1 protein-coding gene (cut by a window edge) is annotated in these 14,955 nt (G+C 75.0%); it reads right to left on the reverse strand.

From position 1 onward, the window contains the following. Positions 1-14,955 carry the 3' end of a non-ribosomal peptide synthase/polyketide synthase gene (locus AC3YO9_RS01365; RefSeq protein WP_489981891.1) on the reverse strand. The gene runs 19,131 nt beyond the window's last position, so the window shows 14,955 of its 34,086 coding nt (coding positions 19,132-34,086); its start codon lies off the right edge, out of view; the stop codon is at positions 1-3.

A 14,955-nucleotide genomic window follows, 5' to 3' on the forward strand; every position in this document is an offset into this window, starting at 1 on the left:
CTACACGTGCCGCGCCACCGCGGTGAGCACCTGCTCCCAGAGCTCCATCAGGGCGTCGGCCTCCGCGGCGGGCAGCACGCCCTCCGGGTGCGACAGCTGCGCCACGTAGGTGGGCCCGTCCGGCCCGTCCTCCACCAGCGTCTGCAGGTCGAGCACCGCCTGGGCGGGCAGCTCGCTGCGGTCGGTGGTGAAGATGCCCTCGGCCTGCAGGTCCGGCTGCCAGGCGCCCTGCGCGCCCAGGTCTGCCCCCTCGGGCAGCCGGATCCGGCCGACGTAGTTGAAGACGACCTGCGGCTCGCCCAGGGGACGCAGCTCAGCCGCCGTCTCGGGGTTGAGGTAGCGCAGCATCCCGTAGCCGATTCCGTGGTCGGGCACCGCCGCCAGCTGCTGGTGCACCCGCCGGACCGCGTCCGCGGCAGCGAACGGGTTGCCGGAGGCGACCTCGTCCAGCTCCACCCCCCGCAGGTCCACCCGCGCGGGGTACATGGTGGTGAGCCACCCTGCCGTCCGGGAGAGGTCCGCACCCTCCACCAGGTGCTCCTCCCGGCCGTGACCCTCCAGGGTGAGCAGCACCGACCGCTGCCGCACCCCGCGCCGGCGCTGCCACAGCGACACCGCGGTGGCCAGGGTGGCCACCAGCACGTCGGGGAAGGTGCCGCCCAGCTCAGCCGTCGAGGCAGCCAGCAGCGGTCGGGTGACCGCCACCGGCAGCCGCAGCTCGGTGCGCCGCAAGGTCCGCGCCACGTCCACGCTGAGGTCCAGCGGCCGGGTGCCGAGCGCCGGTTCCGCCGTGTCCAGCACCGAGCGCCACCGCGCCAGCTCGGCGACCCGCTCGGGCGTGCGCGCCGCAGCGGTGAGGCCCCGGGTCCACTCCTGCAGCGAGGAGCCGGTGTGCATCAGCTGCACCGGCTGGCCGGCCTGCACCTGCTCACCGGCCGTGGCGAAGTCGGGGACCAGGAAGCGCCAGGAGACGGCGTCGACCACCGCGTGGTGCGCGGCCACCAGCAGTCGCCCTGCGGTGCCCGGCTCGGCCGGGGCCAGCCACAGGAAGCGCACCAGGGGCCCCCCGCTCACGTCGGTGGTGGCGACGGCGTGGTCGTAGGCGTCCCGGGCGGCGGCGGTGAACCCGGCGGTGCCCGGCTCCGCCCCGGCGGGGAGCTCCACCCGCTCGATCAGCTCGGTGGCGCGCAGCTCACCCACCGGCGGCACCCACAACGCCTTGCCGGCAGGCGCAGGGCCGCCCCGTGCGGCGTCCACCTGGGCCAGATCCACCTGGGCCGGGTCCATCAGGCGGGCACGCAGGGCCGGGTGCGCATCGAGCACCGCCTGCACCACCTGCTCGAGCTGGGTCACGGGCAGCCCCGGCGGCAGGGTCAGCAGCATCGGCATGTGGAACCAGCGGTAGTCACCGCCGCGCTCCACCATCTTGGCCGCCACCGGGGTGAGCGGTACCCAGCCCGATCCGTCGTCAGCGCCCTGCTGCGCCTGCGGCCCCCCGGTCGCCGGCTGGGCCTGCGCCCGGGCGAGCGCCGCCGCGGCGAGGTCAGCCACGGTCGGGCTGTCCACCACGTCCCTGGCCGTCAGCTGCAGGCCGGCGGCACGGGCGCAGGACACCAGCTGCATCGAGCCGATGCTGTCCCCGCCGAGGCCGAAGAAGGAGTCGTCCAGCCCCACCTTGTCGTGGCCGAGCAGGCCGGCGATCAGCTCGGCCACCACCTGCTCCACCGCGCTCTCCGGTGCCCGGTACTGCACCTCGTCGGTGCCCGGCACCGGCAGTGCGGCCCGGTCGACCTTGCCCGACGGTCCCAGCGGCATCTGCGCCAGCACGGTCACCACGGTGGGCACCAGGGAGGCGGGCAGCCGCGCCGCCACCGCTTCCCGCAGCTGCTGCGGGTCCAGCGGCGCGCCGTGGCCGTCGGCGCCTCGGTGGTCGGCGCTCACGTAGGCGGCCAGTGCGGTGGCCGTGCCCGCCTGACGAGCCACCACCACCGCGCGCGCCACCCCGGGCTGCTCCAGCAGCACCGCCTCCACCTCGCCGGGCTCCACCCGCAGCCCGCGGATCTTCAGCTGCAGGTCGCTGCGGCCGACGTACTCCAGCGCCCCGTCCGGACGCCAGCGCACCACGTCACCGGTGCGGTACATCCGCGCTCCGGCCCCGGTGAAGGGGTCGGCCACGAAGCGCTCGGCGGTGAGCCCCGACCGGGCGGCGTAGCCGCGGGACACCTGCTCTCCGGCCAGGTACAGCTCCCCCTCCGCCCCCACCGGAACCGGCTGCAGCGTGGGGCTGAGCACGTAGGCGCGGGTGTTCCACACCGGTGTGCCAATGGGCACCGCGCCTGCGGCGCCGCCAGCGGCCACCTGCGAGGTGGCGTCCACGGTCACCTCGGTGGGCCCGTACAGGTTGACCACCTCGGCGCCGAACACCCGGGCCGTCCTGCTCGCCAGCGCCTGGGTGAGCGTCTCCCCGCCGGAGAACACCCTGCGCAGGTGCAGCTCGGTGCCGGCCCGCTCGGCGGCGTCCACCACCAGGCTGAGCACGCTGGGCACGTACTGCACCACCGTCACGCCCTGGGTGGCGATGACGTCGAGCATGTACTCGGCGTCGACGTGGCCCTCCGGTGCCGGCACCACCAGGGTGGCCCCCACCGCCAGTGGCGCGAACAGCTCCCACACCGAGGCGTCGAAGGTGTGCAGGGTCTTCTGCAGCACCACGTCCTCGGCGTCGAGGCCGTGCTCGGCGCACAGCCACCGCACCTGGTTGACGATCGAGCGGTGCTGCACGGTCACCCCCTTGGGCCGCCCGGTGGACCCGGAGGTGAACAACACGTAGGCGGCGTTGCCCGGCCGCAGCGGCGCGGTGCGGTCGCTGTCTCGCAGGGGCGCGGCGGACAGCCCGGACAGGTCGAGCTGGTCGACGAGGACCGTGGGCACGTCCGGCAGCCGCTGCCCCGGGGTGCCGGAGGTGGTGAGCACGCAGACGGGCTGCGCGACCCGGACCATGTCGGCCAGCCGGTCGACCGGGTGGGTGGGGTCGAGCGGCAGGTAGGCGCCTCCGGCACGCACCACGGCGTGCAGCGCCACCAGCAGCTCCACCGACGTCTGCATGGCCACGCCCACGGTGCTCTCCGGGCCCACGCCCAGCGACACCAGGTGCCGGGCCAGCCGGTTGACCACCGCGTCCAGCTCCCCGTAGGTCAGCGAGCGGTCCGGCAGCACCACCGCGGTGCGGTCCGGGTCGACGTGGCCGAACAGCTCCGGCAGCGTCTGCTCGACCACCGCGTGGTCGGTGTCGTTGAAGGCGTGCAGCACCCGGGTCCGCTCCCCCTCAGCCAGCAGGTCGAGGCTGCTGACCGCGGTCTCCGGCGCCTGCGCGGCGGCGTGCAGGACCGTCTGCAGCTGACGGCCGATCGCGGTCACGGCCTCGGGGCCCACCACGTCGGGGAGGTGCTCCAGGACCACCCGCAGGGAGTCCTCGTCGAAGCAGGCGAGGGTGAGCGGGTAGTGCGTGGCGTCCGCGCCACGCACGCCCTCCACCGTCATCCCGGCCACGGACCCCGCCGCCTGCGCCCCGGCCGCGTCGATCGGGTACGACTCGAACACGGTCAGCGTGTCGAACACCGCGCCGTCGCCGGCCAGGTGCTGGATCTCGCTGAGCCCGACGTGGTGGTGCTCGAGCAGCTGAGCCTGCTCCTGCTGCAGCCGGCGCAGCAGGTCGGCGATGGTGTCGCCCGCCTCCTGGCGCACCCGGACCGGCAGCGTGTTGATGAACAGCCCGACCATCTGCTGCACGCCGTCCAGCTCGGGCGGGCGGCCGGAGACCGTGGCCCCGAACACCACGTCGTCCCGCCCCAGCAGGCGCCCGAGCACGACGCCCCAGGCGGCCTGCACCACCGTGTTGGTGGTGACGCCCAGCCGGGCGGCGGTGGTGCGCAGGGCGGCGGTGTCCTCGGGGCTGAGCCGGATCTCGGTCTTTCCGGGCTCGCCGGTGTTGGCCCGGTGCAGCGCCCCGAACAGGGTGCTCGGGGAGTCCAGCCCGGCCAGCGCCCGCGCCCACGCCTGGCGCGCCTGGCTCGGGTCCTGGCGGTGCAGCCACGCCAGGTAGTCCCGGAACTGCCGCGCCGGCGCCAGCCCCGCCGCGTGGCCGTCGGTGGCGTAGAGGGTGAGCAGCTCGCTGATCATGATGGGCATGGACCAGCCGTCCAGCAGGACGTGGTGGTTGGCCACCGCCAGCTCCCAGCTGTCCTGCTCCAGGTGCAGCAGCAGCAGGCGGACCAGGGGCGCGGCGTGCACGTCGAAGCGGTCGGTGCGGTTGGCGCCCAGCAGCTCCTGGCGACGTGCCTCGCGCTGTGTCGCGTCGAGGCCGGTGAGGTCGACCACCTCGAACGGCACGGCCACGTCGGTCACCACGACCTGCACCGGCGGTCCGGCGGAGGTGGCGTCGAAGGCCACCCGCAGGTTGGGGTAGCGCTGCAGCAGGGCGTGCGCGGCGCGCCGCAGCCGGTCGGCGTCGACCCGCCCGGACAGCTCCAGCACCACCTGGGCGGTGTAGAGGTCGACCGATCCCTCCGCGATCATCGCGTGGAAGAGCATCCCGGCCTGCAGCGGAGTCAGCGGCAGCACGTCGCTGAGGGTGCCGTGGCGCTGCTCCCACCCGTCCACGTCGGCCTGCGTGGCCGTGACCAGCTGCAGGTCCGAGGGGGTCAGCTCCCGGTGCTGCCCGGCCAGGGCAGCCGCGGCCACCGCCTCGCTGGCCTGCTCCCAGAGCTGGGCGAAGCGACCGACTGCACCTTCGTCGAGCAGGCCGGTGGCGTAGCCCAGGTGCACCGCCAACCGCTCCTGCCCGTCGCGGACCTCCACGGAGAGGTTGGCCTCCAGCGCCGCCGCGGCGGCCATCGCCCGCAGCGGCGGACGGTGTGCGCCGACGGCGTCCGCGGTGGGCATCCAGCCGTGGTCGGTGACGCTGTCGTCGGCCTCCCCGCCGAAGCGGCCGAGGTAGTTGAAGGTGATCTGCGGCTCTGCCAGGCCGTCGAGCTCGCCGGCGGTGGCGGGGTTGAGGTGGCGCAGCAGGCCGTGCCCGACTCCCTTGTCCGGGACCGCAGCCAGCTGCTCCTTGACCGCCTTGACCGCGCGCCCGGCCTCAGCGGCATCGGCACGGGCGGCGAACACCGCGTCCAGGTCGACCCCCGCGACGTCCAGGCGCACCGGGTGCACCGCGGTGAACCACCCGACGGTGCGGGAGAGGTCAGCGCCGGGCAGCAGCTCGTCCTGGCGGCCGTGGCCCTCCAGCCGCACCAGCGTGGACGTCGAGCGCTCTCCGCGCTCGCTGCGCCACCGGGCGACGGCCAGCGCCAGCGCGGTGAGCAGCCCGTCGTCGACGCCGCTGCCGAAGCGGTCCGGGAGCACGTTGAGCAGGGCGTGGGTGGCCTGCGGGCTGAGCTCGACCTGGTGCTCGGCGACGTCGGCGCTGGTGTCCACCTCGGGGTCCAGCGCCCGCCGGCCCAGCGGGGCCTCCGGCTCGGCCAGCATCGTCCGCCAGTACTCCAGCTCAGCGACGCGCTCCGCCGAGCTGGCCTGCTCGACCAGGGCGTGCGCCCAGGTGCGCAGCGAGGTGCCCACCTCGGCCAGCACCGGCGTGCTCCCGCCGGCCTGCTGGTACCAGGCGTCAGCGAGGTCGGGCACCAGAACCCGCCAGGAGACGGTGTCGACCACCAGGTGGTGCACCACCACGAACAGCCGACCCGACCGGTGCGGGCCGCGGTCGAACCACAGCAGCTCCACCACGCGGCCAGCGCGGACGTCCAGCCGCTCCAGCGCCCGGGCGTAGGCCTGCTCCACCACGGCGGTGAAGGCCGGGGAGCCGGGCTCTGCCTCGGTGGGCACGTGGGTGAGGACGTCCTCGGCGCGGACCGCGCCCACGGGGGCCACCTCGAGCTCCTCGGCGGAGAGCAGCCGGGCGCGCAGCCCGTCGTGGCGGTCGAGCACCGCCTGCACGGTGCTCAGCAGACCGTCGCGATCGGCCCCCACCGGCAGCGACAGCATCGTGGGCATGTCGAAGGCGTCGAAGTCACCGCCGCGGCCGAGCACCCAGCGCATCACCGGGGTGGTGGGCAGCCGCCCGACACCGCCGCCAGGCAGCTCGCGGTGCCCGGCCAGCTCGGCGGCCTCGGCGAACCGGGCCACCCGGGCGAGCTCGGCCACGGTGCGGTGCTGGAAGAGGTCGCTGGCCTTCAGCTGGACTCCGGCCGCCTTGGCCCGCGCGACCACCTGGATGGCGACGATGGAGTCACCGCCCAGGGCGAAGAACGACTCGTCCACCCCGACCGACGCCACGCCGAGCACCTCGGCGAACACCCGCTCCAGCGCCAGCTCCAGGTCAGTCGCCGGGGCCCGGCCTGCGCCGTCGGTGACGGCCAGCTCCGGCTCCGGCAGCGCCCGCACGTCGAGCTTGCCCGCCGGCGTCAGCGGGACAGTCGGCACCGGCACCACCGCGGCCGGAACCATGTGCCCGGGCAGCACCCGGGACAGGTGCTCCCTCAGCGCGGTGGTGTCGAGCTCCGCGCCGGGCGCCGGGCTCACGTAGGACACGAGCACGGTCGCCCCCGCCGGCCCGGGCCGGTCCACCGTGGCGGCGAAGGCCACCTCCGGTCGCTGGGCGAGGACCGCGTCGATCTCCCCCAGCTCGATGCGGAAGCCGCGGATCTGCACCTGGCGGTCGGCCCGGCCGGCGTACTCCAGCTCGGGCTCGCCCGCCGGGCCCAGCACCCACCGCACCACGTCCCCGGTGCGGTAGGCCACGCCGCCTGCCGGCATCGGGCCGGTACCGGCGCAGGGGTTGGCCACGAACCGCCCGGCGGTGAGCGAGGGCCGCCGCAGGTACCCGCGGGCCACCCCCGCGCCGCAGACGTAGAGCTCGCCGGGCACGCCCAGCGGCACCGGGCGCAGCCGGTCATCGAGCACCAACAGGTGCCCCCCGCTGAGCGGGCTGCCGATGACCACCGGCTCCCCGGGGCGCAGCGGGTGGCTGAGGCTGGCCACCACCGTGGTCTCGGTGGGCCCGTAGGCGTCCAGGAAGCGCCGGCCTGGGGCCCAGCGCGCCACCAGCGCGGCGGGAACCGCCTCACCACCCACCACCACGGTGCGCAGCTCGTCCAGCCTGGTGGGGTCGACGGTGGCCAGCGCCGCGGGTGTGCTGAAGGCGTGGGTGACGTGCTGCGTGCGGAGCAGCTCGGTCAGCTCCTCCCCGGCGTAGCTCTGCCGGGGCACCAGCACCATGGCCGCCGCGGCACCGATCGCCATGGTCAGCTCCAGCACGGAGGCGTCGAAGCTGGGTGAGGACGAGCCCAGGGTGCGCGAGCTCGCCGTCGTGCCGTAGCGCTCGCGCTGGCTGGCGGTGAGGTCGGCCAGCCCGGTGTGGGTGACCAGCACGCCCTTGGGCACCCCGGTGGTGCCGGAGGTGTAGATGACGTAGGCGAGGTTGCGCGCGCGCAGGGGGCGGCGTCGGTCGGCGTCGGTCACCGGCCGCGCGGAGCGCTGGGCCTGCTCGTGCGCGCACTCCGCGGAGTCCAGCAGCACCCAGGGCAGCAGGGTGGGCAGCGCGTCGGCGTGCTGGGTGGTGGTGACCCCGATCCGGGCGCCGGAGTCGGTGAGCATGTGCGCCACCCGCTCGCTGGGGTAGGTCGGGTCCACCGGCACGAACGCGGCGCCGGTCTTGGCCACCGCCCACACCGCCAGCACCGACTCCACCGAACGGGCGATCCCCAGGGCCACCACGTCCTCCGGTCCCACCCCACGGTCGATCAGCAGCCGGGCGAGCCGGTTGGACTGCTCGTCGAGCTCGCGGTAGGTGAGCACCCGGTCGCCGTCCACCAGGGCAGGGCCGTCGGGGTTGGTGGCGACGGCGGTGGCCATCAGGTCGGGCAGCGTGCGGGTCTGCTCCCCCGGCGCCCCGGACACCGGCACCAGCTGTTCGGTCTCCCGCGGGTCGAGCAGGTCGATGTCGCCCACGGTGAGGTCGGGCTGGGTGGCGAAGGCCTCCACCACCCGTAGGAAGCGCGCGCTGAGCTGCTCCACGGTGGCGGCGTCGAAGAGTGCGGTGGCGTAGGTGAACGACGCCTCCAGCGCGGTGGGGGCCCCGGTGTCGTCGGTGACCTCACCCAGGGTCAGCTGCAGCTCGAACTTGGCGACGTCGAGCTCACCGGGGAAGGGCTCCGCCCGCAGGCCCGCCACCTCCAGCTCCGGCACCTCGTCCTCCACCACCGACAGCGCCACCTGGAACAGCGGTGGGTGGGCGGTGCTGCGGTGCGGCGCGAGGGTGTCCACCAGCTTCTCGAACGGCACCTCGGTGTGCGTGAACGCCGCCAGGTCGGCCGCGCGGACCTGGCCGAGCAGCTCGTGCACCGTGGTCGTCGGTGCCACCTGCACCCGCAGGGCCAGGGTGTTGACGAACATGCCCACCACGTCGTCGAGCACCCGCTGCCCGCGGCCGGCGATGGGCGTGCCGATGACCACGTCGGTGGTCCCGCTCAGCCGGGCCAGCAGGGTGGCCAGGGCGGCGTGGGCGAGCATGAAGGTGGTGACGCCGCGGCGGCGAGCCGTGGCCCGCAGCTGCCGGTAGAGCTCAGTGTCCACCCGGAAGGTGTGCGTGGCACCGGCGAGGGACTGCACCGCCGGGCGGGGCCGGTCCATCGGCAGGTCGAGGGTCTCCGGCAGCCCGGCCAGCGTCTGCTGCCAGAACGCCAGCTGCCGGGCCACCGCCGAGTCCGGGTCGGACTCCTCGCCCAGCACGTCCCGCTGCCACAGCGCGTAGTCGGCGTACTGCACGGGCAGCGGCAGCCAGGCCGGCGGCTGCCCGGCCGTGCGGGCGGCGTAGGCCAGCATCAGGTCGCGGGTCAGCGGGGCCAGCGAGGAGCCGTCGGCGGCGATGTGGTGCAGCACGAGGACCAGCACGTGCTCGGTGGAGCCACCCACCGCCAGCAGCGCGGCGCGCAGCGGGGGCCGGGCCGCCACGTCGAAGCCCTCGGCCATCAGCTCGGTCACCCGGCGATCCAGGCCGTCGGCGGCGACCTCCTGCACGAGCAGCTGCACCCCGGCGTCCTCGGCGCTGAGCACCAGCTGGTGCGGGGTGGGCCCGTCGCTGGGGTAGCAGGTGCGCAGCGTCTCGTGCCGCTGCACCAGGTCGCCCAGCGCAGCCCGCATCGCGTCGGGGTCCACGGCGCCGGTCAGGCGCACCGCCAGGGGGATGTTGTAGGCGGGCGAGGTGGTGTCGAACTGGTTGAGGAACCACATGCGCAGCTGTGCGGAGGACAGCGGGACCTGCGCAGGGCGAGGACCGGCCACCAGCTTGGGCCGGGCGCGCCCACCCGCAGCGTCGGTGAGCTCACGCTGCACCCGGCGGGCGAGCTCGGCCACGCTGGGTGCCTCGAAGAGGTCGCGGACGCCCAGGGCGCAGTCCATCGCGTCGTTGACCCGGGCGATCACCCGGGTGGCCGACAGGGAGCTGCCACCGAGGTCGAAGAACCCGGTGGTCACCCCCACCCGGTCCACCCCCAGCACCTCGGCGAACACCCCGGCGACGACTTCCTCGACCGGGTCACGGGGGGCCACGTCGGCGGCGGAGGCCGCGAGCAGCTGCGGCTCCGGCAGCGCCGACCGGTCGAGCTTTCCGTTGGCGCTCAACGGCATCCGCGGCAGGACGGTGACCACCGAGGGCACCATGTAGGAGGGCAGCCGCTCGGCCAGCTGCTCGGTGACCGCCACCGGGTCGAGGTGGTGCTCGGCCACCCCGGCCGCGGGAGCGACGTAGGCGGCGAGCTGCTCACCGAGCCGCTCGTGGCTGTGCACCACCGCCACCGCGGCACCGACGCCCTCGATCGCCAGCAGGGCCGACTCGATCTCGCCCAGCTCGATCCGGAAGCCGTGCACCTTCACCTGGAAGTCGCTGCGCCCGAAGTACTCCAGCTCACCAGTCGGGGTGGAGCGGACCAGGTCGCCGGTGCGGTACATCCGCTCGCCGGGAGCGCCGTACGGGTCGGCGACGAAGCGGTCGGCCGTCAGCTCCGGCCGGTGGTGGTAGCCCCGGGCCAGCTGCACCCCGGCCAGGTACAGCTCACCGGTGCTGCCGGGCGGCACCGGGTGCAGGCGCCCGTCGAGCACGTAGCGACGCACGTTGGCCTCGGGGACGCCGATGGGCACCGCGCCCGCCTCGTCCGGCCCGCAGTGGTGCCAGGTCACGCTCACCGCAGCCTCGGTGGGGCCGTAGAGGTTGTGCACCTCGGTCCCGGCCGCGGCGGTGGCGGCCTGCAGCCGGGCGACGGTGCCGGCGGAGAGGGCCTCACCGATGCACAGCACCGCGCGCAGGTCCGGCAGCGGCAGGGCTCCCTCGGCGTCGGTCACCGTGTCCAGGAAGGCGTCGAGCAGGGACGGCACGAAGTGGGCCACGGTGGCACGGTGGCGGGCCATCAGCTCGGCCAGGTGCGCCGGGTCGCGGTGACCGTCCGGGCGGGCGAGCACCAGGCAGGCACCGGCGGTCAGCGGCCACCACAGCTCCCAGACGGAGAGGTCGAAGGTGGCGGGGGTCTTCTGCACCAGCACGTCGTGGGTGTCCAGCGGGAAGCGCAGCTGCTTCCAGCGCAGCTGGTTGACCACGGCGGCGTGCGGCACGGTGACGCCCTTGGGCCGGCCGGTGGAGCCGGAGGTGTAGATGACGTAGGCGGGGTGCTCGGCGCGCAGCGGCGCCCGGCGGTCGGCGTCGGTGATCGGGTGCGGGGCGGCCTCCCGCAGCGCCTGCTGCACCGTCGGCTCGTCCAGCACCAGCACCTGCTGCCCGGTGAGGACCTCGGCCAGCTCAGCCAGCTCGGCGGAACCACACAGCACCACCACCGGCCGTGCGCTGTCCAGCACGTAGCTGGTGCGCTCGTGCGGGTGGTCGGGATCCAGCGGCAGGTAGGCGCCACCGGCGGCGACCACCGCCTGCATCGCCAGCACCAGCTCGGGTGAGCGGCGCAGCGCCAGGCCCACCGTGGTCTCCGGCCCCACCCCGGCCTGCACCAGCAGCCGGGCCAGCCCGTTGACCCGGGCGGCGAGCTCGCCGTAGGTCCAGGTCTGCTCGTCGGCCCCGCGCAGGGCCACCGCGTCCGGCGTGGCCAGCGCCTGCGCCGCCACCAGCTCGGCCAGCGTGGTCTCCGCCGGACCGAGGTCGCGCGTGGTGTCGTTGGCCTGCACCAAGGCGCGCCGCTCGGCCGCGGAGAGCAGCTCCAGGTCGCCCAGCGGGCGCTGCGGCTGGGCCAGTGCCTCCTCCACCAGCCGGGTGAAGCGCTCGGCGATGCCCTGCACGGTCTCCGGCTGGAACAGCGCCCGGGCATAGGTGAACACCGCGTCCAGCCCGTCCGGCGCACCGTCGGCGGTGAACCGCTCGCTGACGATCAGGTGCAGGTCGTACTGGGTGTTGTCGGTCTCCAGCTCCATCGCCGAGACGTCCAGGCCGGGCAGCGCCAGCTCCGCGCGCTGCAGGTTCTGGAAGGAGAAGCCCACCTGTGCCAGCGGTGCGTAGGCCTGGGTGCGGGCGGGGTTCAGCGCGCTGACCAGCTGCTCGAAGGGCACGTCGGCGTGGGAGAAGGCATCCAGGTCGCCGCTGCGGACCGTGGCCAGCAGGTCGGCGAGGCCACGGTCCAGGTCCACCGGCGACCGCAGCACCAGGGTATTGACGAACATCCCGACCAGCGGCTCCAGCGCGGGCGCTCCCCGGCCCGCGACGGGGGTGGCCACGGCGACGTCGGTGCTGCCGCTGAGTCGGGCCAGCAGCGCCGCGAACGCGGCGTGGGTGGCCATGAAGGTGGTGGCACCGTGGCGGCGGGCCAGCTCCACCAGCCCCTGGTGGGCGGCAGCGGGCAGGGTGCAGCGCACCGAGCCGCCGTCGGTGGACTGCACCGCCGGACGCGGGTGGTCGGTGGGCAGCTCGAGCAGGTCCGGCAGGCCGGCCAGGTTCTGCGACCACCACCCGATCTGCGCGGCCGCCGGGGACTCGGGGTCGTCCGGGTCGCCGAGCGCGGCCCGCTGCCAGAGCGCGTAGTCGGCGTACTGCACCTCCAGCGGAGTCCACCGTGGAGCAGTGCCCTCGCGGCGGGCGGTGTAGGCGGTCATCACGTCCACCGCCAGCGGGACCGCTGACGTGCCGTCCGTCGCGACGTGGTGGATCACCAGCACCAGCACGTGCTCGTCCTCGGCCAGCCGCAGCAGCCCGGTGCGCAGCGGCACGGTCTGCGTCACGTCGAAGCCGGCGGCGGCCAGCCGCAGGGCGTGCTCGCGCAGCTGCGCCTCGGTGACGTCGACCGGGGTGAGCTCGGTGGGCACCAGGTCGGCGGGCAAGACCTGCTGGTACGGGCCGTCGCCGTCGCCGGGGTAGACGGTGCGCAGCGTCTCGTGGCGCTGCAGCACGTCGCGCAGCGCGGCGCGCAGCACGTCCAGGTCCAGCGCGCCACGCAGCCGCACCGCGATCGGCACGTTGTAGGCCGCGGTGTGCGGGTCGAGCTGGTTGATGAACCACATGCGCTGCTGGGCCAGCGACAACGGCAGGCGATCGGGGCGCTCGATGCTGCCCAGCACCGGCCCGCTCGCTGCGCCGTCCTCGGCCAGCGCCGCCACGGCGAGCGCAAGCTCAGCCACCGTGGGCGCGTCGAACAGGGTGCGCACCCCCACCGGGACGTCCAGCAGCTCCCCTAGCCGGGCGCTGACCCTGGTCGCCACCAGGGAGTTGCCGCCCAGGTCGAAGAAGCTGTCGTGGGCCCCGATTCGCTGCACCCCGAGCACCTCGGCGAAGACCTCCGCCACCATCCGCTCCATCGCCGTCGCCGGCTCGCGGTCGGCGTCGCTGTCCACGCCCAGCGGCAGCGCGGGGTCCAGCCGGTTGCGGTCGAGGGCACCGCTCGGCGTCAGCGGCAGCTCGTCCACCGCCACCACTGCGCTGGGGACCAGGTAGCCGGGCAGCCGGGCGGCGACGAGGGCCAGCAGCGCCGTCACGTCGACGACAGCGCCGGGCACCGGCTGGACGTAGGACACCAGCGCCGTGTGGCCCGCAGCGTCGAGCACACCCACGGTGGCCGAGACAGCGACCTCGGCGGCCTCGCCCAGCACGGCGTCCACCTCACCGGGACGCACCCAGAAACCACGGACCTTCACTCGCGGCTCGCTGCGCCCGACGCGCTCGACCGTCCCGACCCGGGTGCGGCGGACCACGGCACCGGTGTTGACCATCCGCTCCCCCGGCTGCCCGTAGGGGTCGGCCACGAAGCGCGCGGCGGTGGCGGCGGGCGCGTGGTGGTAGCCGCGGGCCAGCGCGGGCCCGGCGACGTACAGCTCGCCCGCGACGCCCACGGGCACCGGGCGCAGTCGCCGGTCCAGCACCATCAGCCGGACCCCGCGCGTCGGTGCACCGACGCTGGTGGCCGCCGCGGCCTCGTCGCCGTGCAGCGCGGCGGTGATCGCGGCGACGACCCCGGTCTCGGTCACGCCGAAGGCGGTGCGCAGCTGCCTGCCGTCCGGCTGGGCGGCATCGGGCAGCCAACGGGTGAGCAGGTCGGGGGCCCACTGCTCCCCCAGGACGAGCACCGACTCCACCGTCGTCAGCTCGCCGGGGTCGGTGCTGCGCAGCACGGCGGGGACCGCCACCAGGTGGGTGATGCCCCCCTGCCGCACCAGCTCGGCGAGCTGCGCCCCCAGGTGTGCCGCCGCCGGAGCCACCACCAGGGTGGCGCCGGCCGTGAGGGCGCTCAGCTGCTCCACCAGCGCGGCCTCGGTCCCGGTGGCCGCGGTGTGCAGCACCCGGGAACCTGGCCCGGTTCCGGTGCGCTCGGCCAGCTCGGTGGCGAGCTGGTCCAGGCCGCGGTGGGTGAGCACCGTCAGCCGTTCCGCAGGAGTGGACTCGTGGCTGCGGGGGGAACCGAGCACCACGTGCGCGGCGCTGTCCGGGTGCAGCGGTGCCCGCCGCTCGGCGTCGGTCAGCGGGGCGCTGGAGCTCGCCTCGACCGCGACCACCACCTCGCGGGAGTCCAGCACCACCCAGTCCTGGGTCTCGGGCCAGCAAAGGGCCTCGGGCAGCGCGGTCCGGTGCTGGCTGGCGGTCACGCCCACGACCAGGTCCGGCCGGGTCGTCAGGTCCGCCAGGCCCTCGAGCTCGGCCTCCGGGTCCAGCGCGAGCACTGCAGCCCCGGCCTTGGCCACCGCCCACGCCGCGAGCACGGCGGGTGCGCTCCGGGGCAAGGCCACGGCCACCAGCCGCTCCGGCCCTGCACCATGGGCGAGGAGCACCCGAGCCAGCCGGTTGGACTGCTCGTCGAGCTGGCGGTAGGTGAGCGTGTGTCCGCCGTCACGCACCGCGGGAGCGTCCGGCACCCGGGTGGCCACAGCGGTGAACAGCTCGGGCAGGGTGCGGGCCTGCTGCGGCGCCGGCTCGCCGACGCCGCGGAACGCGCTTCGCTCCTGCTCGTCGAGCAGGTCCACGTCGCCGATCACCACGTCCGGGTCGGCGACCACCGCGGCCGCGACCCGGCCCAGCCGCCGCGCGAGGGCGGCGACCGTCTCGGGGTCGAACAGGTCGGTGGCGTAGCTCAGCGCCGCGTCCAGCCCGGCCGGCGCGCCGGCGTCGTCCAGCTGCTCCACCACACTCAGCTGCAGGTCGAACTTGGCCACCTCCAGCCCGGCGTCCACCTCCGACACCCGCAGCCCGCTCGTCTCGAACACCGGGGCCAGGTTGTTGTCCAGCGACAGCGCCACCTGGAACAGCGGCTGCCCGGACCCCGACCGGGGCACCTCGAGCGCGTCGACCAGGCGCTCGAACGGCACGTCGGCGTGGCCGAACGCGTCCAGGTCGAAGTCCCGCACCGTGTCCAGCAGGTGGCTGAAGGACGCGTCGGGGTCGACCGCGGTCCGCAGCACCAGGGTGTTCACGAACATCCCGACCAG

This window comes from Rhodococcus sp. Z6_132 (assembly GCF_058133635.1).